The sequence below is a fragment of the Arthrobacter agilis genome (assembly GCF_006494655.1).
In the GTDB taxonomy this organism is placed as follows: domain Bacteria; phylum Actinomycetota; class Actinomycetes; order Actinomycetales; family Micrococcaceae; genus Arthrobacter_D; species Arthrobacter_D agilis.
In genome coordinates this window covers 46,450-71,126 of sequence record NZ_VHIM01000007.1, presented here as the reverse complement: position 1 = coordinate 71,126, position 24,677 = coordinate 46,450, and the positions used below count along the sequence as shown (strand labels likewise).

At 69.6% G+C, this 24,677-nt stretch carries 19 protein-coding genes; 3 read left to right on the top strand and 16 right to left on the bottom strand.

Annotated elements, in window-relative coordinates:
- Positions 1-3 precede the first annotated feature (3 nt).
- The 15 genes from ftsZ to dinB form a co-directional block, all read right to left on the bottom strand.
- Positions 4-1,197: a cell division protein FtsZ gene (gene ftsZ, locus FJV46_RS11740; protein WP_087025738.1), complete on the bottom strand. Its 1,194-nt coding sequence runs from the start codon at positions 1,195-1,197 to the stop codon at positions 4-6.
- A 264-nt stretch (positions 1,198-1,461) separates the two neighbouring features.
- Positions 1,462-2,220 (bottom strand): cell division protein FtsQ/DivIB, encoded by a 759-nt coding sequence (locus FJV46_RS11735; protein WP_158250117.1) that lies wholly within the window; start codon positions 2,218-2,220, stop codon positions 1,462-1,464.
- A 47-nt stretch (positions 2,221-2,267) separates the two neighbouring features.
- Positions 2,268-3,674, bottom strand: a complete 1,407-nt coding sequence (gene murC / locus FJV46_RS11730) for a UDP-N-acetylmuramate--L-alanine ligase (protein ID WP_232008670.1) — start codon at positions 3,672-3,674, stop codon at positions 2,268-2,270.
- A 173-nt stretch (positions 3,675-3,847) separates the two neighbouring features.
- On the bottom strand, positions 3,848-4,987 hold the full coding sequence (gene murG, locus FJV46_RS11725) for an undecaprenyldiphospho-muramoylpentapeptide beta-N-acetylglucosaminyltransferase (RefSeq protein ID WP_087025733.1): 1,140 nt from the start codon (positions 4,985-4,987) through the stop codon (positions 3,848-3,850).
- 26 nt (positions 4,988-5,013) lie between these two features.
- Complete coding sequence (gene ftsW / locus FJV46_RS11720) at positions 5,014-6,426, bottom strand: putative lipid II flippase FtsW (protein ID WP_087025730.1); 1,413 nt, start codon at positions 6,424-6,426, stop codon at positions 5,014-5,016.
- A complete protein-coding gene (murD, locus tag FJV46_RS11715; RefSeq protein ID WP_087025726.1) occupies positions 6,426-8,000 on the bottom strand; it encodes a UDP-N-acetylmuramoyl-L-alanine--D-glutamate ligase in 1,575 nt (524 codons plus the stop codon). Before murD ends, ftsW begins: the two co-directional genes overlap by 1 nt.
- Positions 7,997-9,097, bottom strand: a complete 1,101-nt coding sequence (gene mraY / locus FJV46_RS11710) for a phospho-N-acetylmuramoyl-pentapeptide-transferase (RefSeq protein WP_087025724.1) — start codon at positions 9,095-9,097, stop codon at positions 7,997-7,999. The genes murD and mraY overlap by 4 nt, the downstream gene beginning before the upstream one ends.
- Positions 9,094-10,653 carry a UDP-N-acetylmuramoyl-tripeptide--D-alanyl-D-alanine ligase gene (locus FJV46_RS11705; protein WP_087025721.1) on the bottom strand — a complete coding sequence of 520 codons (1,560 nt, stop codon included), beginning with the start codon at positions 10,651-10,653 and terminating at the stop codon, positions 9,094-9,096. Before FJV46_RS11705 ends, mraY begins: the two co-directional genes overlap by 4 nt.
- Before the next feature lie 6 nt (positions 10,654-10,659).
- Complete coding sequence (locus FJV46_RS11700; protein WP_087025829.1) at positions 10,660-12,264, bottom strand: UDP-N-acetylmuramoyl-L-alanyl-D-glutamate--2,6-diaminopimelate ligase; 1,605 nt, start codon at positions 12,262-12,264, stop codon at positions 10,660-10,662.
- Positions 12,265-12,322: 58 nt separating this feature from the next.
- Complete coding sequence (locus FJV46_RS11695) at positions 12,323-14,128, bottom strand: peptidoglycan D,D-transpeptidase FtsI family protein (RefSeq protein ID WP_306298270.1); 1,806 nt, start codon at positions 14,126-14,128, stop codon at positions 12,323-12,325.
- A gap of 71 nt (positions 14,129-14,199) precedes the next feature.
- On the bottom strand, positions 14,200-14,859 hold the full coding sequence (gene ftsL / locus FJV46_RS11690; RefSeq protein WP_087025718.1) for a cell division protein FtsL: 660 nt from the start codon (positions 14,857-14,859) through the stop codon (positions 14,200-14,202).
- Positions 14,856-15,857: a 16S rRNA (cytosine(1402)-N(4))-methyltransferase RsmH gene (gene rsmH / locus FJV46_RS11685; RefSeq protein ID WP_087025715.1), complete on the bottom strand. Its 1,002-nt coding sequence runs from the start codon at positions 15,855-15,857 to the stop codon at positions 14,856-14,858. The genes ftsL and rsmH overlap by 4 nt, the downstream gene beginning before the upstream one ends.
- A gap of 219 nt (positions 15,858-16,076) precedes the next feature.
- A complete protein-coding gene (gene mraZ, locus FJV46_RS11680; protein ID WP_087025712.1) occupies positions 16,077-16,508 on the bottom strand; it encodes a division/cell wall cluster transcriptional repressor MraZ in 432 nt (143 codons plus the stop codon).
- 335 nt (positions 16,509-16,843) lie between these two features.
- Positions 16,844-17,221, bottom strand: coding sequence for an SCO2097 family morphological protein (locus FJV46_RS11675; protein WP_087025709.1), 378 nt, complete (start codon positions 17,219-17,221; stop codon positions 16,844-16,846).
- 242 nt (positions 17,222-17,463) lie between these two features.
- Positions 17,464-18,702, bottom strand: coding sequence for a DNA polymerase IV (dinB, locus tag FJV46_RS11670; protein WP_306298269.1), 1,239 nt, complete (start codon positions 18,700-18,702; stop codon positions 17,464-17,466).
- Between the two features lie 129 nt (positions 18,703-18,831).
- On the opposite strand from dinB, the gene FJV46_RS11665 reads away from it, so the two are divergent.
- Positions 18,832-20,022 (top strand): polyprenyl synthetase family protein, encoded by a 1,191-nt coding sequence (locus FJV46_RS11665; RefSeq protein WP_087025706.1) that lies wholly within the window; start codon positions 18,832-18,834, stop codon positions 20,020-20,022.
- A 4-nt stretch (positions 20,023-20,026) separates the two neighbouring features.
- On the opposite strand, the gene FJV46_RS11660 is transcribed toward FJV46_RS11665, so the two are convergent.
- Positions 20,027-20,380 (bottom strand): Rv2175c family DNA-binding protein, encoded by a 354-nt coding sequence (locus FJV46_RS11660; protein WP_087025703.1) that lies wholly within the window; start codon positions 20,378-20,380, stop codon positions 20,027-20,029.
- A 318-nt stretch (positions 20,381-20,698) separates the two neighbouring features.
- On the opposite strand from FJV46_RS11660, the gene FJV46_RS11655 reads away from it, so the two are divergent.
- Together FJV46_RS11655 and FJV46_RS11650 are read left to right on the top strand one after the other, a co-directional pair.
- A complete protein-coding gene (locus tag FJV46_RS11655; protein WP_087025699.1) occupies positions 20,699-22,291 on the top strand; it encodes a lytic transglycosylase domain-containing protein in 1,593 nt (530 codons plus the stop codon).
- Between the two features lie 100 nt (positions 22,292-22,391).
- On the top strand, positions 22,392-24,617 hold the full coding sequence (locus FJV46_RS11650; protein WP_232008625.1) for a Stk1 family PASTA domain-containing Ser/Thr kinase: 2,226 nt from the start codon (positions 22,392-22,394) through the stop codon (positions 24,615-24,617).
- The last annotated feature ends 60 nt before the right edge of the window (positions 24,618-24,677 follow it).

Below are 24,677 nucleotides of genomic sequence, written 5' to 3'. Positions count from 1 at the left end.
CGCCTACTTGAGGAAGTCGGGGACGTCGAGGTCGTCCGACCGGCCCGCGGACAGATCGGGCTCCACGATCGCCGGGAGGTCGACGTCGAAACCGGAATCGGCCGGCACGGCCTGCACGTTCTGGCTGCGCTGCTGGGACCAGGCACCGAGTCCGGCGGTCGCGGCGGTGCGCGACTGGTCTCCCCCCACGCTCGGAGCCGAGGCAGGCCTCGACGCCGGGGCCGCGGCGGGCGCGGGCTGCGACGTGGCGTCGACCTGGTCGAAGCCCGCCGCGATCACGGTCACGCGTGCCTCGTCGCCGAGGGCGTCGTCGATCACCGCACCGAAGATGATGTTCGCCTCCGGGTGTGCGACCTCCTGCACGAGGCGTGCAGCCTCGTTGATCTCGAACAGTCCGAGATCCGAGCCGCCCTGGATGGACAGCAGCACACCGTGCGCGCCGTCGATCGAGGCCTCGAGCAGCGGCGAGGCGATGGCGAGTTCCGCCGCCTTGACGGCACGGTCCTCGCCACGGGCGGAGCCGATGCCCATGAGTGCCGAGCCCGCGCCCTGCATGACGGACTTCACGTCGGCGAAGTCGAGGTTGATCAGACCCGGCGTGGTGATGAGGTCGGTGATGCCCTGGACACCCGAGAGCAGCACCTGGTCGGCCGACCGGAAGGCATCGAGCATCGAGACGTTGCGGTCGCTGATCGAGAGCAGGCGGTCGTTCGGGATGACGATGAGGGTGTCGACCTCCTCGCGGAGGGTGTCGATGCCGCTCTCGGCCTGGTTCGACCGTCGGCGACCCTCGAAGGTGAAGGGACGCGTGACCACGCCGATGGTCAGGGCGCCGAGCGAGCGGGCGATACGCGCCACCACGGGGGCGCCACCCGTCCCGGTTCCGCCACCCTCGCCCGCGGTCACGAAGACCATGTCGGCCCCGCGGAGGACCTCCTCGATCTCTTCCGAGTGGTCCTCGGCGGCGCGGCGGCCGACCTCCGGATCCGCGCCGGCGCCGAGCCCGCGCGTCAGTTCGCGCCCGACGTCGAGCTTCACGTCGGCGTCGCTCATGAGCAATGCCTGCGCGTCGGTGTTGATGGCAATGAACTCCACGCCGCGGAGACCCACCTCGATCATGCGGTTGACGGCGTTGACGCCGCCGCCGCCGATGCCGACGACCTTGATGACGGCCAAGTAATTCTGAGGTGCTGCCACGTCCTGTGTCCCTTGTTCGAATCTGTGTGCTGTACGGGGGCTGCCGATCATTCGGCTTCAACTTTCACCTGAACCAACGTTAACGTTCAGGTTGAGAGTTAACGTTATGTCAAGTAACTTCTAGGAACGACGCTAGTGCATGCGCAACGCGTTGCAACCACCGGCCGCCGCGTGTCGGGCGTGTCGGACGTGTCGGAGTGCGTCCACGGCGATACGCTCCGGTGCGCTCTGTGTCGCCTCGACCGCCCGGAGCGCCGGCCTCATTCAGCGCGTGACTGGTCGGTCGGGCGAACTGACGTCGAACTCCGTGACCGGTGGGTCGGAGGCAGGCATCCGCAGCATCGCCTCCAGTACCAGGGCCTTCTCGCCGTTGCGGTCGGCGCTCCCCCAGAAGATCCCCTGGTCTCCGGAGAGGGACAACCGGATCGAGTCGACGCTCGAGGCCGAAGCATGGTTGAGCCGCGACAGGACGGACACCGGGAGTTCGGCGAGGACGGACGTGATCGCAGGGAAGACCTCCGACTGGACGGCACCGGTCCCGCCGTCGATGAGCGGCAGCTTCACCTGGTCGCGCCGGTCGATCCCCGCCAGTTGGCGCCCTTCGGAGTCGATCAGCACGAACCCCGCGCCGTTCTGGAGAACGGCCACGGGAACGCGCTCCCGCACGGTCACCACCAGGGTCGACGGCGGCTCCGCAGCGACCCTCACGTCCTCGATGGGTGCCTTGTCGGCGAGCATGCCGCGGACCTGGTCGGCGGGGATCCGCGTGAGCGGGATCCCTTCCAGCGGCGCCAGCGTCTCCTGGATCTCGGCGGTGCCCACGAGATCGTTCCCCTCCACGACGATGGTCCGCAGGGCCAGCGCCGGGGAGAAGAGGACGTAGGCGACCACACCCCCCAGCACCAGCACCACGGCCGTGATGGCGAGTACGAGGTTCCGCACCCGGTGCGATTTCTTCGGAGCCGGGAAGTCGAGCACCGTCCCCGACGGCAGTGGACCGTCCGCCCGGTCGAGCAGGGACACCGTTCCCCGGGGGGCCGGGGGGCGTGTGACCTGGGGCTTCCGGGGCGTCATCCCGTGGCCCCGCCCTGCGCCTGGCGCTGGTCCGTCCCGCCGGCCCCGTCCAGGCCTGCGCTCGGCGTGGTCTCACGGTCCATGAGGAGACGGACGAGCCGGAGCCCGTACTGCGTCACGTCACCTGCTCCGAGGGTGAGGACGAGATCACCCGCTGCCGCGTTGCCGACCACGGTGCGGAGGGCCTCGTCCGGGTCCGCGACATAGGCCGAGCCCGGGGCCGGCATGCGGTCCGTGATCGTCCACCCGCCGACGTCGTCCACCGGGTCCTCGCGCGCGGCGTACACCGGCAGCACCGTCGCGGTGTCGGCGAGTGACAGCGCCTCCGCGAAGCCCGCTGCGAACTCGCGCGTCCGGGAGAACAGGTGGGGCTGGAACAAGACGTGGACGCGATGGTCACCGGCGACGGTCCGCGCCGCCGTCAGCGCCGCGTGCACCTCCGTGGGGTGGTGCGCGTAGTCGTCGAACACGCGCACTCCGTCGCCCTCCCCGCGCGCCTCGAACCGGCGAGCAGCACCCGAGAAGAGGGACAGTCCCAGGGCCGCGACGGAAGGGTCCACGCCGAGCTCCAGGGCCACCGTGAAGGCCGCCGCCGCATTGAGGATGTTGTGGCGACCCGGCACGCTCAGTTGCAGGTCCTGCTGCGCGTCGAGACCGTCGACGGCGAACGAGAGCACGCTGTTGGTGGTGCTGCCGAGCGCCCTCGTGGCGCTGATCCGGATGTCAGCGGTCGGCGCGTAGCCGTAGGTGCGGACGCGCCGCGTGTGCGGGACGGCGCCGGCGAGGGTCGAGGACCCCTCGTCGTCGGCACAGGCGACGAGCAGGCCGTCGTCGGGAAGCAGGGCGGCGAAGTGCCGGAAGGCGTCCTGCACCGCGTCCGCGCTGCCGTAGTGGTCGAGGTGGTCTGCTTCCGCATTGGTGACCACGGCGATCTGCGGCGAATAGTTGAGGAAGGAGCCGTCCGACTCGTCGGCCTCGGCGACGAAGACCTCACCGGTGTCCCACGCGGCGTTGACGCCGAGGGCTGCCACGTCTCCCCCGATGGCGAAGGACGGAGCAAGGCCCGCCTGGCGCAGCAGGACGGTGATCATCGCCGTCGTCGTAGTCTTGCCGTGCGTGCCCGCGACCGCGATGGTACGCCGACCCGTCATGGCAGCCGCGAGCGCCTGGGACCGGTGCAGGACGGGCAGCCCGCGGCGCGTCGCCTCGACCAGCTCGGGATTGGTCGGACGGATCGCCGAGGAGACCACCACGGTCCCGCGGTCCGGGACGGCGGCGGCATGGTGCCCCACGTGCACCTCGGCACCGAGGCCCGCCAGTGCCCGGAGGGTTCGCGAGTCGGCGGCGTCGGAGCCCGAGACCCGGACCCCCTGTCCCAGCAGGACCCGCGCGACCGCCGACATTCCCGCGCCGCCCAGGCCGATGAAGTGCACGGGTTCCAGCAGCCCCGTGCGTCCCGCGGCGCCGGGGGCCGTGCCGGCGGAAGGGGAGCCATCCGCGTTCCTGAGGTCTCGTGCCGCTCCCCCGGATGCAGCATCGTTCGTTCCGGTCATCGTTCCTTCCGTTGCGCCGTCCGTCATCGTGATTCTCCTGCCACCGTGAGGACGAGCTCCGCCATCCGGCGGTCCGCGTCCCGCACGCCCTGGGAGTAGGCGGCCTTCGACATCGCGCCGAGCCGCTCGGCATCGGCGACGAGCGGTACCACCGACTCCCGGATCCAGCTCGGGGTGACAGCGGCGTCCTCGACGAGGAGGGCACCGCCTGCCGCGACGAGGGACGCCGCGTTGAGTCGTTGTTCGCCGTTGCCATGGGGCAGCGGCACCAGGACCGAGGGGAGGCCGACAGCACTCACCTCGCTGACCGTGGCTGCGCCGGCACGCGCCACGAGGAGGTCGGCTGCCGCGTAGACCCGCTCCATCCCGTCGACGAACTCGACCTGGTGGTACCCGGCGGCCGTGAACCGCGCACCGTCGTCGCCGTCGATCCGCTTGCCCCGGCCGGTGATGTGCAGGACCTGGATCCCGGCAGCAATGAGGTCCGGCACCGACGCGGCGATGGCCCTGTTCAGGCTCGCCGCCCCGGAGGAACCGCCCGTGACGATCAGGGTGGGCCGGTCCGGGTCCAGGCCCAGCGATGCGCGCGCCCCACTGCTGTCCGCCGACCGGTCGAGATCCGCGATGCTCCGGCGCATTGGCATGCCGACCAGCACGGCGTCGGTGAGGCCCGTGCCCTCGAAGGCGACGGCCACGCGGGCCGCGATGCGGGCTCCCACCCGGTTGGCGATCCCGGGGCGGGCGTTCGCCTCGTGGATCACGACGGGGACCCGACGGATCCATGCGGCCAGGTAGACGGGTGTGGACACATACCCACCCACGCCCACGACGACGTCGGCGCCGGTGTCCACGATGATGGCGCGGGCCTGGCGGACGGCACGGACGAGACGCACCGGGAGCTTCAGGAGATCGACGGACGGCCGTCGTGGCAGAGGCACCCGGTCGATGGTCCGGAGGTCGAACCCCGCCGCCGGGACGAGCCGCGTCTCCATGCCGGCTTCGGTGCCGACCGCAGTGATCCGGGTGCCGGGGCGCTGCGCGACGACGGCTCCGGCGATGGCCAGCAGCGGGCTGATGTGCCCGGCCGTGCCTCCCCCCGCGAGGACGACGGACAGGGCGCCCGGCTGGGCCGCGGACGCCTCGGACGCAGCAGGGTCGGCCATGGGACGGCCGGGGGGTGAAGGGTGTGTCATGACGAGGCGAGGTCTCTTCCGGAGCGTGGACCGACGGGATTGCTGCCCGGCGTCGGCGGGAGGGTGGCGTGCGGGGACTTCCGAGCGAAGGACAGGAGGACGCCCACGGCGGCGAGCGTGAAGGTGAGGGCGGAGCCGCCGTAGGAGATGAACGGCAGCGGCACCCCGATGACAGGCAGCAGGCCCGTCACCATCCCGATGTTCACGAAAGCCTGCCCGATGAGCCAGACGAGGATGGCGCCCATCAGGATGCGGACGAACGGATCCGAGTAGCGCAGGGCCACCCGGATGGTGGCGACGGCGAGGATGCCGAACAGGACCACGATCACGAGGGTCCCGACGAGCCCGAACTCCTCGCCGATGATGGCGAAGATGAAGTCGTTGTGGGCCTCGGGGATCCAGTTCCACTTCTGCCGGCTCTGGCCGATACCGACACCGAACCAGCCGCCCGACGCCATCGCGAAGAGCCCGTTGTCCGACTGCAGGCACAGGTCCGCGCCGTCGTCGCAGTTGAGCCGCAGCCAGGCGCTGATCCGCCCGCCACGGTTGGAGCTGGTGGCCACCATCAGGAGGGAGCCGGCCAATGCTGCGACGCCGGCGAGGGTGAAGAGTTTCAGCGGGGCGCCGGCGAAGAACAGGGCCGCGCCGGCGATCATCATGAGGACGAGGCCGGTGCCCAGATCACCGCCGATCAGCACGAGGCCGATCGGCAGGCCGCCCAGCGGCAGCGCCGGGATCATGGCGTGCTTCCAGTCCCTGATGAGCGCCTTCTTGCGGTCGAGGACGGCCGCGAACCAGAGTGCCAGCGCCAGCTTCGTGGGCTCCGACGGCTGGAACGTCTGGCTCCCGATCCTGATCCAGTTCTTGTTGCCGTTGATCTCGACACCGATGACGAGCACCAGCACGAGGAGCACCACGGCGATCAGGAGGCTCGGCCAGGCCAGCGCCCTGTACGCGCGCGGACCGAGGCGGGAGAGCACGACCATGAGGAAGATGCCCGCGGCGGCCCACAGCGCCTGCTTGAGGAAGAGGTCGAACGAATCCTTGCCGTCGGAGATGGCCTCGACGGAGGACGCCGACAGCACCATCAGCAGTCCGATCGCGGTCAGCGCGAGTGCGGATCCGAGAATGAGGTAGTAGCTGGAGCCGGAGGGGGCGTGATCGGTGCCCTCGAGGAGCTCCCACCCCCGCCGCAGGCGATGCCGAAGGCCCTTGCCCGGACCCTCTGCGGCCTGCTCCGGTGCGCCGATCGTGCCCTTCGGGTGCCTGGTCCGGCCGAGGGCGGCCGCGAACCGGCGCCCGGGCGTGGAACCCGCACCCGCCGGTGCTGCCGGCCGCCCGGCGTCCCCGTCCCGTCCCGGTCCGGCGGGCGGCTTGCGTCCGCCCGGACGGGTGGGCGTGGTCACCATTACGACTCCTTCGCGGTTGTCCCCTGGAGACCCCGTGCCTCGACGGCCGCCATGAAGGCGGTCCCGCGGTGCGCGTAGGAGGAGAACTGGTCCATCGATGCGGCGGCCGGTGCCATCAGCACCGTATCGCCGTCCCGGGCGAGACCTGCTGCCTCGGCGACGGCCCACTGCATCAGGGCATCGCCGGTGGTCGGGTCGGGTGACCCTTCGCCGTCGTCCCCGTGTCCAGTGTGAAGGTTCGGGTGGAGCGAGACCGGAACATCGGGTGCGTGTCGCCGCAGAGCGTCCAGGAGCGGAGCCGGGTCCTCGCCGAGCAGGACGACGGCGCGCAACCGGCCGGCGTGGTCCTGCACGAGGGCATCGTAGGAGACACCCTTGGAGAGCCCTCCGGCGATCCATACCACCGACTGGAAGGAGGCCAGCGAGGCCGAGGCCGCATGCGGGTTCGTCGCCTTGGAGTCATTGATCCACAGCACACCGGCCTCGTTCGTGACCACCTGGATGCGGTGTTCGCCCGGCTGGAAGGAGCGGATACCGTCGCGTACCGCGGCCGCCGGGAGACCCGCCGCCCGCACGAGCCCCGCAGCGGCGAGGGCATTGGCGACGAGGTGGCGGGGCACCACCTCGCCGAGCTCGCCGATCGCCGCGAGTTCGGCGGCGGAGTCCTTGCGCTGCTGGATGAAGGCACGGTCCACCAGCAGGTCCTCGACGACGCCCAGCATGCTGACCGAGGGCATCCCCGTGGTGAAGCCCACGGCCCTGCACCCCTCGACGACCTCCGCCTCCTCGACCATCGCCTCCGTCTCGCGCTGCTCCACGTTGTAGATACAGGCGACGCGCGTGCGCTCGTACACGGAGGCCTTCGCCGCTGCGTACGCCTCGTAGCTGCCGTGCCAGTCGACGTGGTCCTCGGCGATGTTGAGGCAGACGCTGGCGAGCGGTGAGAGGGAGTAGGACCAGTGCAGCTGGAAGCTGGAGAGTTCGACGGCGAGGAACTCGAAGCCCTGCGGATCACGGATGACGTCGAGGATCGGCGTTCCCACGTTCCCCGCGGCGACGGCCCGCTTGCCTCCCGCGATCAGCATGGACTCGGTCAGGCCCACGGTGGTCGTCTTGCCGTTGGTACCGGTGATGGTGAGCCATTCCGGCGTCGTGCGGCCTGCCCGCTCACGCAGGCGCCAGGCGAGTTCGACGTCGCCCCAGACCGGCACGCCCGCAGCGGCCGCCTCGGCCAGCAGGGGCTGCGTGGGACGCCAGCCGGGCGAGGTGACCACGAGGTCCGCCTGCACGCCGTCCACGAGTGGCAGTCGTTCGGCGTACTCGGCACCGAGGAGCACCTCGTGCGCCCCGACGATCCTGAGGGTGTCGGCCTTCGCCTCGTTCGCCGCGGTCGCACCGCCGTCCACCACCACGACGACGGCGCCGAGCTCGATCAGCGTGTCAGCGGCGGAGAAGCCCGAGGCTCCGATGCCGGCCACGACGACGCGAAGCCCTGCCCACGCGGAGTCCCACGTGGTGAGGTCCTTCAGGCGGGGAGTCTCCCAGTGCGGAAGCGCTGCGTCAGGCCCGCTCATCCCACGACCCATTCGGCGTAGAAGATGCCCAGGGCCACGGCGACGAACAGGCCCGCGAGGATCCAGAACCGCACCACCACGGTGACCTCCTGCCAGCCCTGGAGCTCGAAGTGGTGCTGCAGCGGAGCCATCTTGAAGACCCGCTTGCCGCCGGACAGTTTGAAGTACCCCACCTGGATGATGACCGAGAGGGTGATCATGACGAAGAGTCCCGCGAGGATCACGAGGAGCAGTTCCGTGCGCGACAGGATCGCGAACCCGGCGATCGCCCCGCCGATGGCGAGCGAGCCGGTGTCGCCCATGAAGATCTTGGCGGGAGAGGTGTTCCACCAGAGGAAGCCCACGAGCGCCCCGCACATCGCCCCAGCGATGAGGGCCAGGTCCAGCGGGTCCCGCACCTCGTAGCAGACACTTCCGGCGCCGGGTGAGCCGCAGCTCTGATTGCTCTGCCAGATGCCGATCAGCATGTACGCGCCGAACACGAGGATGGAGGCGCCCGCGGCGAGACCGTCCAGTCCGTCCGCCAGGTTCACCCCGTTGCTCGCGCCCGTGATGATGAGATTCGACCAGATGACGAAGAGGATCGCCCCCAAGACCGTCCCCGCGAAGGCCAGGTCGATCGGCAGGTCGCGGATGAAGGAGATCGCGGTGGACGCCGGCGTGCGGCCCTGCTCGTTGGGGAACCCGAGGGCCAGGACGCCGAAGACGATGCCGACCGCCGACTGGCCGATGATCTTCGCCGGGGCACTGAGGCCCAGGCTGCGCTGCTTCGAGATCTTGATGTAGTCGTCGGCGAATCCGACGAGCCCCATGCCTGCGGCGAGGAACAGCAGCAGCAGGCCCGAGGCGCTCGGGCCGCCGACGGGCGACCCCGTGGCCATCATGATGAGGTGCGTGAGGAAGTAGGCCAGGAGGACGGAGCCGACGATCACCGCCCCACCCATGGTCGGTGTGCCGCGCTTGGTGTGGTGGGCCGTGGGTCCGTCGTCACGGATGAACTGCCCGTACCCCCGTTTGACGAGCAGCCGGATGAACAGGGGCGTGCCGACGAGCGCGAAGAAGAGGGCCGAAGCCGAGGCTATGAGGAGCGCGATCACGGCTGCTGGGCCTTTCCGGGAGCGTCGGGTCGAGGGCCGCCGGCCGTGGCTGGGGACTGGGACTGGGATGTGGACGCTGCGTCTGTCGTGACGGCCGGTCCGCTCGCGACGGAGGCGTCCGGCGCCGACTGCGCGACCCGGTCTCCGAGGAAACGCAGGCCCGCACCGTTGGAGGACTTGAAGAGAATGATGTCCCGGGGCTCGAGTTCGTCGGTGAGCATGCGTTCGGCCGCCTCGACGTCGTCGACGTGGACCGCCTCGCTCCCCCAGGACCCTTCGAGGACGGCACCGTTGAACAGCGCCCGGGTCCTCGGCCCTACACAGATGAGCTTCGAGATGTTGAGCCGGACCACCACGCGCCCCAGCAGATCGTGCTCTTCGATGGAACGGTCCCCGAGCTCGAGCATCTCGCCGAGTACCGCCCAGGTGCGCCGCTGCCCCCCGCCGAGTTCGGCGAGCGTGCGCAGGGCGGCGCGCATCGATTCGGGATTCGCGTTGTAGGCGTCGTTGATCACCGTCACGCCGTCGGACCGTTCGGTCCGTTCCATCCGCCAGCGGCTGGCTGCGGCGAGCGTCCGGAGACCCGCGGCGATCTGCGCGGGTACGCATCCCACCTCGAAGGCCACGGCGGCCGCGGCGAGCAGGTTCGTGGTGTGGTGGAGCCCGAGGAGCGGCGAGACGACGTCGTGCTCACTGCCGTCCGGCAGCACGAGGGTGAAGGAGGGATTGCCGTCCGGAGTCGTCGTGCTGTTCCGGGCACGCACCACGCGGTCGCCGACCGGCGAGAAATCGTCCGACGACGTGAAGAAGGCGGGCTTCGCCGTCGTCCGCGACAGCATCGCGAGCACGCGCTCGTCATCGGCATTGATGATCGCCGTGCCGGCCGGGGCCAGGGCCTCGAACAGCTCTCCCTTGGCCTTCGCGATGTTCTCCACCCCACCGAACTCGCCGGCGTGCGCCGACCCGACACCGAGGACGACGCCGATGTCCGGCCGGACGAGGGACGCCAGGTACGCGATGTGGCCGGGCTTCGTGGCGCCCATCTCGATGACGAGGAACCGCGTGTCCCAGCCGGCCTGGAAGACCGTCAGCGGCACGCCGACCTCACCGTTGTACGAGCCGCGGGGCGCGACGGTCGGGCCCTGGGCGGAGAGGAGGCCTGCCAGCAGGTCCTTGGTGGTGGTCTTGCCCGCCGAGCCGGTGATGCCGATGACCGTGATGTCGCCGGCGGCGCGCAGGCGGCGCACGACCTCGGCCGCGAGCGTGCCCATCGCCAGGACGGCGTCGGGGACCACGACCGCAGGATGGGCGGACCCGGAGGGAGCGGGGACCTCCCGCTCCGACAGGGCGAGGACAGCCCCCCGCTCGAACGCCGCACCGACGAAGAGGTGTCCGTCGGACTCCTCACCGGGCTTGGCGACGAAGAGGGAACCGGTGATGCATTCCCGCGAATCGGTCGCGGCGGAGGTGACCGAGATGGCAGGACCCTCCGGGTCGATACCGACCAGGACCCCGCCCGTGAGTGCCGCGATCTCGGCTGCGCTGAATTCAATCATGACGGTTCAGGACTCTATCCCGGCTCCGGAAAGCCCAGAGAATCCGTGCCTTGTCAACGCGGAACGCAGCTCCACGCGATCATCGAGCGCCAGGTTCGTCCCCTTCACTTCCTGCCAGACCTCGTGTCCGCGCCCGGCGATGATGACCGTGTCGGTCGGCCGGGCCAGGGCGACCGCCCGATCGATGGCGTCGGCGCGCGGAAAGACCTCGAGGACCTCGCAGGACAACCCCTCGGCCTGCACCGCGGCCTCGGCGCCGGCGCGCACGGCACGCCGGATCACGGCGTCGTCCTCGTCGTGCGGATCGTCGTCGGTGACGATCAGGATGTCCGAGAGACGCGCGCCCACGGCACCCATGACGGGGCGCTTCGACTCGTCCCGCTGACCGGTGGCGCCGAAGACGGCGATGACGCGTCCGCCGGGCCGCCGGACGGACGCGAGGGTCCGCTCGAGTGCGTCGGGATTGTGCGCGAAGTCCACGATCGCGGCCGGCGCCTCCCCGATGAGCTGCATGCGTCCTGGCACTTCGGTGGTGAACGGATCGTGGGCGTCCAGCGCGCGCTGCAGGTCTTCGGTCGGAACCCCCGAGGCCAGGACCATGACGGCTGCGAGGGCCGCGTTGGAGACGTTGAAGGAGCCGGGCAGCCCCGTGCGCAGGCGGAGCCGCGGACCCGATGCGGACTCGAGCGAGAAGACATGGCCCAATCCGCTCGGCCGCACGTCCGTGACCGTCCAGTCCGGCGCCTGCCCGGCGTCGTCCGGCGGGTCGGTGTGGGTACGGAGGGTGGTGACGGGCACCGCCGCCGTCGCCGCCAGCCGGCGGCCCCAGGCGTCATCCACGAGGACCACCGCCCGCTTGCACCGTTCGGCGGTGAACAGGGCGGACTTCACATCGAAGTAGTCCTCCATGGTCCCGTGCAGGTCCAGGTGGTCCTGCGTCAGATTGGTGAAGCCTGCCACGTCGAAGAGCACGCCGTCCACGCGACCGAACTCCAGAGCGTGGGAGGAGACCTCCATCGACGCGGCGTCGAGGCCCCGTTCACGCATCAGCGCGAGCAAGGAGTGGACCTGCGGGGACTCGGGTGTGGTGAGCGCACTGGGGATCGCCTCGTCGCCGGCCCGGATCTCGATGGTCCCGATCAGCCCCGTGGATCGGCCGAGGGCCTCGAGCAGGGCGTTCAGGAAGTACGTGGAGGTGGTCTTGCCGTTGGTCCCCGTCACCGCGAACAGGGTGGGAGCCGTCGATCCGTCCTGGGGGCCGCTGCCGAAGATCAGCCGCGCGAGGGGGCCCACGACGCTCCGCGTCCCCGGAACGACGACGACGGGCACTCCCCCGCCGTCGTTGAAGGGCCCGGTCGACTCGAGCATCCGGTGGCCGTCCTCGTCCGTGACGATCGCGACGGCGCCGGCGCGGAGAGCCTGTGCCGCGAACTCGGCGCCGTGGCGGGCGGCGCCCGGCAGGGCCGCGTACACGTCACCCGGCAGCACGGCCCGGGAATCGAGCGAGATGCCTGTGACGACGGGAAGCGTCGACGCGCCCCCCGGCCGATCGACGCCGATGGCCGCCAGGGCGTCGGCGAGGCCGACCGGGCGCGGAGCGCGGGGACGCATCAGGGAAGCGTCGCTTCCCTGCGAGGTGGTCTGGTGCACGGTGCTGTCGGCCTCCGGGTCAGAATTCGACCGGGTAGATGTCCGGCTTCGTCGTCGAAGCCGGCACGTTGTCGGAATTGAGGGCCTGCTGCATGACCTTCTGGAAGGACTGCCCGGGAATCAGGTAGTACAGATCCCCCTGCGGCCGCTGCAGCGTGATCACGACGACGTACTCGGGGTCCTCGATCGGGGCGATCCCCGCGTAGGACAGAGTGTAGCCGTCGTATCCGCCACTCGGGCTGGGCGCCTCGGCGGTGCCGGTCTTCGATCCGACCCGGTACTGCTCGAGTTCGCCGGACTTGCCGGACCCCTCCTCCGTCACCGTCTCCAGCATCTTGCGCATCTGGGCTGCGGTCTCCTCGGACACCACCTTCGTGCCCTCTGCCTCGGGGACCACGTGCTCCGTACCGTCGGGATCGATGTAGGCATCGATCAGGCGCGGCTGCAGGCGCACGCCGTCGTTCGCGATCGTCTGGTACACCATGGCCGTGTGCAGCGCCGTCTGTGTGAGGCCCTGTCCGAAGAGCACGGTGTACTGCTGGCGGTCGTCCCAGTTGTCGGGCGTGGTCAGGAGACCCTGGTTCTCCTCGTTGAGTCCCGTACCCAGCGGCTCGCCGATCCCGAACTTCTTCAGCCAGTCGTACCGCTGCTGCTTGGTGAGCTTCTCACCGATCTGCACGGTACCGGTGTTCATGGATTTGGCGAGCACCCCGGCTGCCGTCCGCTTCTCCGTGCCGTGCTCCCAGGCGTCCTTGAAGGTCTGGCTCCCGACGGTGTAGCGGTTCTCGAGCGTGAAGCGCGACGTCGGTTCGATCAGCCCCTCCTCGAGCGCCGCCGCCATCGTGATGACCTTGGTGGTCGAGCCCGGTTCGAAGGAGGCACTCACGGAGTTGGGCCGGCGTTTCTCGGCCGGCGTCGCCGTGGGGTCGTTGGGGTCCGGAGTGGTCGATTCCGCCATGGCGCGGATGGCTCCGGTCTTGGCCTCCACCACCACGATGTTGCCCCACTCGGCGTTGTAGTCCTTCACCTGCGACGCGATGGTCTGCTGTGCGAACCACTGGAGGTCCTGATCGATGGTGAGGCGCACCGTCTGGCCGTCGACGGCGGGGATGTCCTCATTGGTCGCATAGGGGATCCGGATCCCGTCGCCACCGATCTCGAAGGTCCTGCTGCCCGCTTCGCCCTCGAGGGCATCGTTCTGGGAGTACTCGAGCCCTTCCTGCGGATCCCCGTTGTCGGACACGAAACCGATGATGGAGCCCGCGACGGGTCCTGCCGGGTAGGTGCGGACGCTGGTCTTGTCGGCGTAGACACCGGGGATGCCGACGGCCAGTGCCCGGTTCCTGACCTCGGGGGTGACCGACCGGGCCACGTAGTTGAAGGTCCTGTCCCCCAGCACGGATGCGCGGAGCGTCTCGACGTCGATCCCGAGCACTGCGGACAGTTCTGACAGGCCCTGCTCGATCGGGACTCCTGTCTCGCGGATGACCTCGCCCTCCTCCTCGGGATCGGGCACGGTACGGGTGAAGTCCTCGACCGCGCTGAGCGTCTGGTCCACCACCACGTCGTAGCGTTCGACGCTGCGGGCGAAGTACTTGCCGTTCATGTCGACGATGGAGCCGCGAACGGGCTCCACCGTGGTGATCGTCAGGCGCTTGGACAGGCCGGCCTGCGCCATCCCGTTGAGGTCGAGGGCCTGGAGCTGGAACAGGCGCACACCGAGGACCATCAGCAGCACGAGCACGAAGGCGAGTCCCACGCGGAGCCTGGTCGAGCCGAGAACCAGGCGGAAGCTGTCGGCGCTGCCGGTGCGTGCAGGTGTCACGGAGAATTCCTTGGTGATCGGTACGTGCAGGGTGTGCTGGGCTGTGGCCGGGCGGGGACAGGCGACACCTGCTACCGGTCGGAGCCACCCTGCTCCGGGCCCGGAAGGGTGCCGGACGCCGCGCTGCCCGCATCGCCGTCGACCGGGGTCTCGTCCGAGGCCGACGGCGGGAGGACGTCCACGGACGCTCCGGCGGCTGCCGACTGCTCCGTGGCGAGGTTCGGCGCGGCGATGAGGACCTCGGGCTTGGGGCCTTCCTTCGCGGGCTCCGGGGTGCCCGTCACCTTCTTCGAATCTAGCTCAATGGTCCCGAAGGTCGGGGAGGACACCATCCCGAGTTTCGTCGCGGCGGCCGCGAGATTCTGGGGCGTTTCCCTGGCCTCGATCTCGAGGACGAGGGCCTCGTTCTGCTGGCTGAGCGCGGTCTGCTGGTTCCGCAGCTTGACGAGCTCGTACTGGGTCCCCGACACGGAGATGTTGAGCATGAGCACTGCCGCCAGGGCGGCACCGAGCACCATGAGGCTGAAGACGGCGAACGGGACGCGCCGTCGCGTCGGAGCGGCGGGGACCACGGACAGCGGAGTGCGCTGCTTCTGCGCCGGGACGTCCGTCGAGCGCACTGGCACGCCGGCGGAAGGACTCGCGTAGCGCTTCGGGGCCAGCGCGAGTGCACCGTTGCTGGAGAAGCTCGCCGCTCCGTGTCGCTTCTCAGCGGTAAGTGTCTGGCTCATCGGTTCTTCCTGTCCACGGGTGCTGCCTTGATTCTTTCAACTGCGCGCAGCTTTGCCGACGCGGCGCGCGGGTTCTCCTCGATCTCGTCCGCCGTCGGCGCTTCCGTGCCGCGCGTCAGGGAGCGGAGATAGGCCTTGTGCTCCTCGAGTTCCACGGGGAAGCCGACGGGCGCCGAGGACTTCGTGCCGGCGGCGAAGGCACTCTTCACGATCCGGTCCTCGAGCGAGTGGTAGGACATGGCCACGACCCGGCCGCCTAGAAGGAGCGCATCGATCGACGCCGGGACGGCGCGTTCCAGGACGGAGAGTTCCTCGTTGACCTCGATCCGGAGTGCCTGGAACGTACGCTTCGCGGGGTGTCCGCCGGTACGGGCGGCAGCGGCGGGCACGACGCCCCGGATCACCTCCACCAGCTCTGCCGTGGTCCGGAAGGAGCGGTCGGCCCGGGCGCTCACGATCGCCGACGCGATGCGACCTGCGAACTTCTCCTCGCCCCACGCGCGGATGATCCGGAGCAGGTCTGCTTCCGCATAGGTGTTGACCACCTCGGCGGCCGTGATGCCCGTGGTCGTGTCCATCCGCATGTCCAGCGGCGCGTCATAGGAGTAGGCGAAGCCGCGGTCGCGCTCGTCGAGCTGCAGCGAGGACACCCCGAGATCGAAGAGGATGCCGTCGATGCCGTCGACTCCGAGATCCGTGAGGACGTCCGGGAGTTCGTCGTACACCGCGTGGACGAGGTCGGTCCGGTCCTTGAAGCGTGCGAGTCGCCGGCCGGCGAGATCGAGGGCCTCGGAATCACGGTCGATGCCGATCAGGTGGGCGTCGGGGAATCGCTCCAGCATGCTCTCGGAGTGGCCGCCCATACCGAGCGTCGCATCGACGACGACGGCGCGACGGCCGGCCGCTTCGGCGGCGAGGACGGCGGGGGCGAGGAGGGCGACGCAACGATCACGGAGGACGGGGACGTGACGCTCGCCCGTCGGCCGGTCATCGCGCATGGCCTCTCCTTCCTGCAGTTCGTCGTGTCTCGTCCGGCTATCTCTGCAGGCCCGCGGGGTGCCCTCCCCGCGCTCTTGGATCAGACCCCCATCCGGCCGGACTGTCCCCGCCTGGCTCCGGGGAAGTGGAGCCAGGAAGTGGATCCTGTCCGGCGGCTGGAGATCTCATCCAAGAGACCTTCTTCAACCGCGTCGTGCTGGTGCTGCTGGTGGTGCTGGTCAGATGATCCCGGGAAAGGCGTCTTCATCCGTCTCCGAGAAGGCGGTCTCCTTCTCCGTGAGGTAGGACTCCCATGCCCCTGCAGCCCAGATCTCGGCCCTGCTGCCCGCACCGATGACCGCGAGGTCCCGGTCGAGGCCGGCGTACGTCCTCAGGGCCGGAGGGATGGTGATCCTTCCCTGCTTGTCAGGAACCTCGTCCGAGGCACCCGACAGGAAGATGCGGTTGTAGTCCCTCGCCTGGCGTGACGAGATCGGTGCCGCCCGCATCTGCTCGTGGACCCTCTCGAATTCACGTGCACTGAACACATAGATGCAACGTTCCTGCCCCCTTGTGAGGACCAGGCCGTCGCCCAGCTCGTCGCGGAACTTCGACGGCAGGATGAGCCGGCCTTTCTCGTCGAGGCGCGGGGTATGCGTTCCGAGGAACATCCCTGACCGCCTGTTCTGAGTCCGCCGAGCCCAGCGTGTTGCTGTCTTGCTCTTATGCTCTCCACTTTACTCCACAACTCTCCCCGGTCAACGCTCCTCGAGCGCGGCGCGGCACTTTTCGCTCGCGTGTCGGCGCTTTTCTCCCCGCCGTCGCGGGCCGCGGGCTTCCGCGAGGGATGGTGGAGCGAAGTGGAGGGAAGGGAGGGACGTGGAGCGGGAGGGACGATGTGGAGAGGCGGAGCCCTGGCAATCAGGACCAAAAAAAGGAAGAACCCGCCGCGGCGGGTTCTTCCCTCGTGATCAGCTGTGCCGGTGGTCCTCACCGGGGAGGCACCTCAGGTCTGGTCGCGCTTCCGTTCGTCCCATTTGTTCTCGAGACTGGACATGAATCCACTCTTGCCGGCCGCCGTCGCTTTCGACGGTTTGCCGGCGGGCTCGCCCGACACGGCCTGCTTGGACTTCGTCGTGGCGAAATACACGCCGGCGCCCATGACCAGGAATCCGGCGACTCCGATGAAGATGTTCTGGTAGACGATCCCCGCCAGCAGGACGAGGATGCCTGCGATCGTGATCAGCGACCCGATGACCAGGCGCCGCGTCGACATCGACGTACGGGATTCCGAGGCCATCGAGTGCGCGAACTTGGGATCGTCGGCGTGCAACTGCTGTTCAAGCTGATCAAGCAACCTCTGCTCGTGTTCCGAGAGTGCCATGACCGCCTCCTTGATGTGAGTACCAACGTTCCTCCATCCACCCAACGTCCCGCGAGCTGGCCCGGTTCCCGATGGAGGGGCCTGTGATCGCGGGCTCCGGACGGTGGATCTGCGTGCTGGACGGTAGGTGGACTACCTGATTAAAGACTAGTTTGCTCTGTGCCGGCCGGAAAGTCACAATGCGGAATCCTCGGGGTCTTTCGCAGACCCCGGGAGGGGCCTTATACGCCTGCGCCGCCCCGTCATCCGCCGGTCGCCGGCCCGTCGTTCGCCCCGGGCTGCTTCCGCGGAGCGAGCAACCCGGCAGGAATGACGCGGGCCTCGCCGAACTTCCGGTTGACGTCGTCGAGCACCCGCTCGGCGAGCCGCCAGTTGTCGTCCCGCCGGTCGATGGTCAACTGCGTCGAACCGTCCCCGCCCGATTCCAGTGACTCGGCGCGCAGGCCGATCAGGCGCACCGGCATGGGCCGGTCACCGAGGACCGCCAGCAGCGAGGTCGCGGCGGCATAGAGGGCGTTGGCACTGTCGACCGGCTCATCGAGCTTCTTCGACCGCGTCAGCGTACTGAAGTCGGCGTACCGGAGCTTGAGTGCGACGCCTCCGGCACGATTACCGGACGCCCGAAGCCGTGCCGCCGTCCTGTGTGAGAGGCGGAGCAGTTCGCGCTGGAGCACGTTGGTGTCCTCGATGTCCGTGGCGAAGGTCTCCTCCGCCCCGATGCTCTTCTCGGCCCGCGACACCACCACCCTCCGCGGGTCCCTCCCCCAGGCAAGGTTGTGGACGTGCTCTCCGGCAGATCCGAGCAGACGTCTCAGCGTGGGCACGGGAGTATGGGCGACGTCCTCGACGGTGTGGATGCCGATCCGCGCGAGGGCCTCCTGGGTCTTCGCGCCGACGCCCCAGAGTGCGGAGACCGGCAGGGTATGGAGGTAGGCGACCGTCTGGTCGCCGGGGATCAGCAGGAGACCGTCGGGCTTCGCACGGGTCGAGGCGATCTTGGCAACGAACTTGGTGGTCCCGGCTCCCACGCTCGCGGTGATGCCGAGGGTCGAGGAGATCTCCGCGCGGACCTGCTCACCGATCTCGCGGGGCCCGCCCAGTCGGCGCATCGATCCCGCGATGTCCAGGAAGGCCTCGTCCACGCTGAGCTGCTCCACGTGTGGCGTCACGGAGCGGAAGATCCGCATGACCTGCTGCGACACCTCGGAGTAGCGGCGCTGGTGGGGAGGCAGGATGACGGCGCCGGGACAGCGCCGCATGGCAATGGACATCGGCATCGCGGAACGGATACCGAAGGCCCGGGCCTCGTAGGAGGCGGAGAGCACCACGGACCGCCCGGAGGGGGATCCGACCACCACCGGAACGCCGTGCAGATGCGGATGGTCCAGCAGTTCGACCGAGACGAAGAAGGCGTCCATGTCGATGTGCAGGATGTGGCACTCGGCGTAGTCGACCGTCGGCGACCCCTGATCCTTTGGCACGCACACATCGTACGCAGTGTCACTGACACCTCTCACGGCAGTGGGGATGCGGGCCCACCCGGGCGATGGAACCGGCAATCCGAAGGCTAGAGTGAAAGCATCAGAACCGCCGAGTAGCCCGGGAGAACCATGCTGTCCGCACCTGCCACTCCGAACGAGGGCGGCGCCGCCTCCAGCAGCGACACCGGTCGCGGCACGCTTGCCACGGCACCGGTTCCGAGCCTCACGGCGTCCTCGCGTTCGGCCCTGGGTGCCGAGCAGGACGCCTTCCGCTCCTCCCTGACCCGGACGATCGACGAATTCCTCGCCGAGCAGCGCGCGGTACTCACCGAGATCTCCCCCGAATGCGTACCTCTCATCTCGAGCATCGCCACCCTCACGGGCGGGGGCAAGCGGATGAGAGCCCTCCTGTGCTACTGGGGCTGGCGGGCAGCGGGCGGGTCGGCGGACGACGCCGCGCCGGTCACCGCCGGCACCGCCCTCGAGTTCTTCCAGGCAGCGGCACTCATCCACGACGACATCATCGACAGATCGGACACGCGCCGCGGGCGGCCGAGCGTGCATCGCCAGTTCTCGACCCGCCATGCGGATGCGGGGTGGCACCTCGACCCCGAACGCTTCGGCGTCTCGGCCGCCATCCTCGCGGGAGACCTCTGCCTGGCCTTCAGCGAGGAGCTGTTCACGGCGTCGTGCTCCCAGGACGCGGGCCGGTCCGCACGGACCATCTTCAACCGGATGCGCACGGAAGTCATGGCGGGCCAGTACCTCGACCTCCTCGAAGAGGCCGTGGGGCCGGACCAGACACCGAAGGTCGCTGAGGAGCGCGCCCTGAACATCCTGCGCTTCAAGTCCGCGAAGTACTCGATGGAGCGGCCGCTGATGCTCGGCGGAGCCCTCGCGGGCGCGGACGACTCCCTGCTGTCCGCCTATTCCGCATTCGCCCTTCCGCTCGGCGAGGCGTTCCAGCTGCGCGACGACGTGCTGGGGGTCTTCGGGGATCCCGAGGTCACGGGCAAGCCTGCGGGCGACGACCTGCGGGAGGGGAAGCGCACGTTCCTGATCGCGCGGGCCCTGGCCTCGGGCAGCCAGGACGAGCGCGTGCGGATCAACGGCATGCTGGGTGATACCGCGCTCGACGCCGGGGCCATCCGCGAGCTGCGCGGGCTGATCGTCGCCAGCGGTGCCCTCGCGGACACCGAGCGCCTCATCGAGGAGAAGTCCGCCGAGGCCTTCGCCGCTCTCGACATCCTCGGCACCGACCCCGTCTCGACCGAGGCGCTCCGCCTCCTCGCGGAAGCAGCGGTGACGAGGACGGCCTGAGGCCTTACCAGGCCGCGGCCTGGGCCCGACGGCGGATCTCGGTCTTCCGCCCTTCACGCAGGGCGTCGATCGGACGTCCGGGGAGTGATTCGTCCTCGGTGTAGAGCCAGCGGATGATGTCCTCGTCCGTGAAACCGGAATCGCCCAGCACGACGACGGTGCCCCGAAGGCTGTCGAGCACCGCGCCGTCGACGAGGAAGTCGGCAGGCACGCTGCGGATGTTCCTCTCCCCGATGCGGACGCTGACGAGGGCCCTCTCACTGATGAGCGAGTGCACCCTGGTGATCGGCAGATCGAGGGCTACGGCGACGTCGGGGAGATTCAGCCAGGCGGGTACGAGTTCTTCGAGTTCATTCACTGTCCAAGCGTGCCATGGCAGTGTGCGCCGACTCCACTCGGGGCACCGCACGCCGGCCGCCCGGCAGGCGCCGATCCTCCGATTCCCGGAACGCGAGGCTGCGGCGGCGGATCGACACGCCGAACCCTGATGTCACGCTCCCGGTTCAGTGCTTGTGATATGGCTCACGTAGTGTAAATTCTCAGGAGTCACAGAGGTAACAGTAACAACACATGACACAGAAGCATCACCAGTATCTGCACGCGTCCGGTCAGGAAGAAACACTCCCGGGCGCGTGCGTCCGCGCGGACTCAGCCGCCAACAGACGAGGAACGAATCATGAATGCCCAGCGATCGAACGCACCGCTGCCCGGCGTCCGCAGCAAGCCCGTGGGTGCCAGTCCACGCGCCCTGTCGGTTGCCGTGACCACCGCCGCCCTGCCCGCGGTGATGCTGTCCTCCGTAGCCCTCGCCCAGCCGGCCACGGCAGCACCGGCACCCCTGGCTCCTGCGACCCGGCATCTGGTGAGCCCGGTCGCCCACGTACCGGCTCGCGCCGTCGTGCCTGCCGCGCTCGTCGCCGTCCAGGTGCCGTCCCAGCGGATCGCCGTCGCCGCCGCGACCATTCCTGCCGACTACACGATCAAGCCGGGTGACACCGTCAGCGCCATCGCGAAGCGCTTCGGGCTGACGACCGACGCCGTGCTGACCCTGAACCGGATGAACGCACGCACCGTCATCTACCCGGGACAGAAGCTCAAACTCTCCGGTGGCTCAGCCCCGAAGGCCCGCCCGGCACCGGCGGCCGCCGCTCCCGTGACGAAGACGACGGCATCCTCCTACGTCGTGAAGCCCGGCGACACCCTCGGTGCCATCGCCTCCCGCAACGGCGTGAGGCTCGACTCCCTGCTGAAGGCCAACAGGCTCTCGATGACGTCGGTCATCTACCCGGGCCAGAAGCTCGCGATCAGCGGCAAGGCCCCTGCGGCACCCGCACCAGCCGCCCCCAAGCCCGCTCCGGCACCCGCCCCCGCACCGGCCGGCTCGTACACGATCAAGCCCGGCGACACCCTCGGCGCCATCGCCTCCCGCAACGGGGTGAGCCTCGACTCCCTGCTGAAGGCCAACAGGCTCTCGATGACGTCGATCATCTACCCGGGCCAGAAGCTCGCGATCAGCGGCAAGGCCCCTGCAGCACCGGCACCAGCCGCCCCCAAGCCCGCCGCCAAGCCCGCTCCGGCACCCGCCCCCGCACCGGCCGGCTCCTACACGATCAAGCCCGGCGACACCCTCGGCGCCATCGCCTCCCGCAACGGCGTCGCACTGTCCGCGCTGCTCAGCGCGAACAAGATGTCGATGACGACGGTCATCTACCCGGGACGCACACTGACGATCCCGGGTCGCGGCACCACGCCGGCGCCGGCCCCCGCTCCCGCCCCGACCAATCTCGTCCCCTCGTCGTTCCTCGGCTACACCTACCCGGACGCCGTGGTCGCCGACGCGAACGCCAACAAGGCCCTCCTCAATTCCCTGCCCGCGCCGTCCCCGGCCGAGATGAAGAAGATCGTTGCCGACACGGCCCGCTCCATGGGCGTGGACCCGAGCCTCGCGCTCGCGTTCGCCTTCCAGGAATCGAGCTTCAACCAGAGGTCCGTGTCCCCCGCGAACGCCATCGGCACCATGCAGGTCATCCCGTCCTCGGGTCAGTGGGCCAGTGACCTCGTGGGGCGCAAGCTCAACCTGATGGACCCCTACGACAACGCGACGGCGGGCATCGCCATCATCCGATCGCTGCTCAGGACGAGCCCCTCGGAGGAGATCGCCATCGCTTCCTACTACCAGGGCCAGTACTCGGTGCAGTCTCGGGGCATGTACGAGGACACGAAGCGGTACGTGGCCGCGATCAAGGGGCACCAGAAGAACTTCCGCTAGGCAGCACCGGCCGGACCGACGGCAATTCGACCGGCCGGTGAGGGGACGGGGTCGCGTGGTGGTCCCGTCCCCTTCCGCTGCCCGCGTCTAGTATCGGAGGGTGCACCAGCAACGGAAGGACCCGCTCGAGGGGGCCACTGTGGACGGCCGCTACGTGGTCCAGTCACGGCTGGCCCGGGGTGGCATGTCCACCGTCTACCTCGCCCTGGACCGCCGGCTGGACCGCCGCGTGGCCCTGAAGGTCCTCTCTCCGCATCTGGCGGAGGAACCCGGGTTCATCGACCGGTTCGAGCAGGAGGCGAAGTCCGCGGCGCGTCTGTCCCACCCCCACGTGGTCGGAGTGCTCGACCAGGGCGTCGACGAGATCGGCGGGCAGCCCGTCGCCTACCTCGTCATGGAGTTCGTCGAGGGTCGCACCCTCCGGGACGTCCTCCGCGAGCGCGGACGGCTCACACCCCGCCACGCGCTGGACCTGCTCGACGCCGTCGTCGAGGGCCTCGCGGCCGCCCATGACGCCGGAATCATCCACCGCGACGTCAAGCCCGAGAACGTGCTCCTCTCGCGGACCGACCAGGTGAAGATCGCCGACTTCGGCCTGGCGCGTGCCGTCTCGGTGACCACGGGCACAGCGACGCTGGTCGGCACCGTGGCCTATCTCTCCCCCGAACTGGTGCTGGGCAGGCCCGCCGAAGCGCAGAGCGACATCTACTCGACGGGCGTCATGCTGTTCGAACTCCTGACGGGTCGGCAGCCCTTCACGGGTGAATCCGCCATCCAGGTGGCGTTCCAGCATGCGCAGTCCGAGGTCCCGGCGCCGTCCCGCCTGCTGCCCGGGCTTGCCGAGGACATCGACGAGCTCGTCCTGTGGTGCACCTCGAAGGACCCGGACTCCCGGCCGGTCGACGGCACGGCCCTGCTCGGGGAGCTCCGCCACATCCGCAGCACCCTGACACCGGCGGAACTGGACTTCAGCCCGCAGCAGGACGCGGAGAACCAGCCCGGACAGGACCCCCTGAGAGCGGCTGTGGTGCCCCGGATCGGGGTGCAGCACAGCAGCGACGACGCCACGGACCGGACACCCGACGGTGCCACCGAGTTCCTGTCCCCGCCGGCGTCGGGGGACAACCTGACCAGGGTGATAGGTGGCGATCACAGCGCGACGAGGGTCATCGGGTCCCTTCCCGCATCGCCGCCCTCGGCCGCGCCGGCCATCGGGTCCGGTCCCACGCGTCCCGCCGACCGGGCCGACCCCCGCTCCGGCCATCCCCATCCCGGCACATCAGGCGTCCGCTTCGACGATGCGCCCGACCCCGGCTCCGACCCCCACGACGCCGTCCATCCCGCAACGGGCTCCGGCGGAACTCCGGCGCGGTCGATGACGAAGCGCCAGCAGGCCCGTCAGGCACAGCGGCCGCAGAAGACACTGCAGGGCAAGGGACCGCGCCGGTCCGCACGCGTCCTGGTGGTGCTGCTGATCCTCCTCGCCGGGCTGGTCGCCGGCGCCGGCTGGCTGTTCGGCGCCGGGCCGGCCGGACTGGTCACGCTTCCGGACGTCACCAACGTGCCGCTGGCGGAAGCACGGGCCGTCCTCGACGGGCAGGGCCTCGCCGCGTCCGCGGAGGAGGTCTTCGACGAGACGGTCCTCGAAGGACTCGTCATCGCGTCCGAGCCGGCAGCGTCGACGGACGTGAGGCGCTTCGAGCGGGTGGAGCTGACCGTCTCGAAGGGTCCGGAGCTGTTCTCCGTCCCGGATGTCGCGGGCAGGACGGGAGTGGACGCCGCGGCCGCTCTCGGGGCAGCACAACTCGCCGTAGGAGCCCTCGAGGAGGAGTACAGCGAGTCGGTGGTCGCCGGAGAAGTCATCCGCCAGGCGCCGGAGGCAGGGGTCGAGCGCCGGAGGAACAGCACGGTGGATCTCGTGGTGTCGCGGGGACCGGCGCCGGTCGCGGTTCCCGAAGTGGTCGGCCTGGGCGAGCAGGACGCCGTCGCCGCTGTGGAGGAGGCCGGCCTCGACGCGTCCGTCGCCGAGCTCAGGGAGTTCAGTCGCACCGTACCGTCCGGAGCCGTCGTCAGCCAGTCGCCGTCCGGGGCGGAGGTGGAGCGGGGCAGCGTCGTCACGCTCACTCTGTCCCAGGGCCCGCGGATGGTCAAGGTGCCGAACGTGTTCTCGCTCTCGGAGGACCGCGCGGTCGAGGCACTGGAGGCTGCAGGCTTCACCGTGCAGGTCGACTACACGTTCGGGAGCGCAGTGCTCGGGCTGGTGGCAGGCCAAAGCCCGGCGGGCGAGCAGCCTGAAGGAACCACGATCCGCATCACGGTCACCTGACCCCAGCTCCCTGCAGGGCCCCGTGTCCTCGCCGGCACACGGCCTTCCGGGGTGATGGCT

Excerpts from the sequence above, each read along its gene's own strand:
- murC (WP_232008670.1), bottom strand. The coding sequence starts at position 3,674 with ATGTCGGCGGTCGCGCGGGTCCTGCTGGGACAGGGGGTCCGGGTCTCG.
- murG (WP_087025733.1), bottom strand. The coding sequence starts at position 4,987 with ATGGCCGACCCTGCTGCGTCCGAGGCGTCCGCGGCCCAGCCGGGCGCC.
- ftsW (WP_087025730.1), bottom strand. The coding sequence starts at position 6,426 with ATGGTGACCACGCCCACCCGTCCGGGCGGACGCAAGCCGCCCGCCGGA.
- murD (WP_087025726.1), bottom strand. The coding sequence starts at position 8,000 with ATGAGCGGGCCTGACGCAGCGCTTCCGCACTGGGAGACTCCCCGCCTG.
- FJV46_RS11705 (WP_087025721.1), bottom strand. The coding sequence starts at position 10,653 with ATGATTGAATTCAGCGCAGCCGAGATCGCGGCACTCACGGGCGGGGTC.
- FJV46_RS11700 (WP_087025829.1), bottom strand. The coding sequence starts at position 12,264 with ATGCGTCCCCGCGCTCCGCGCCCGGTCGGCCTCGCCGACGCCCTGGCG.
- ftsL (WP_087025718.1), bottom strand. The coding sequence starts at position 14,859 with ATGAGCCAGACACTTACCGCTGAGAAGCGACACGGAGCGGCGAGCTTC.
- rsmH (WP_087025715.1), bottom strand. The coding sequence starts at position 15,857 with ATGCGCGATGACCGGCCGACGGGCGAGCGTCACGTCCCCGTCCTCCGT.
- mraZ (WP_087025712.1), bottom strand. The coding sequence starts at position 16,508 with ATGTTCCTCGGAACGCATACCCCGCGCCTCGACGAGAAAGGCCGGCTC.
- FJV46_RS11675 (WP_087025709.1), bottom strand. The coding sequence starts at position 17,221 with ATGGCACTCTCGGAACACGAGCAGAGGTTGCTTGATCAGCTTGAACAG.
- FJV46_RS11665 (WP_087025706.1), top strand. The coding sequence starts at position 18,832 with ATGCTGTCCGCACCTGCCACTCCGAACGAGGGCGGCGCCGCCTCCAGC.
- FJV46_RS11655 (WP_087025699.1), top strand. The coding sequence starts at position 20,699 with ATGAATGCCCAGCGATCGAACGCACCGCTGCCCGGCGTCCGCAGCAAG.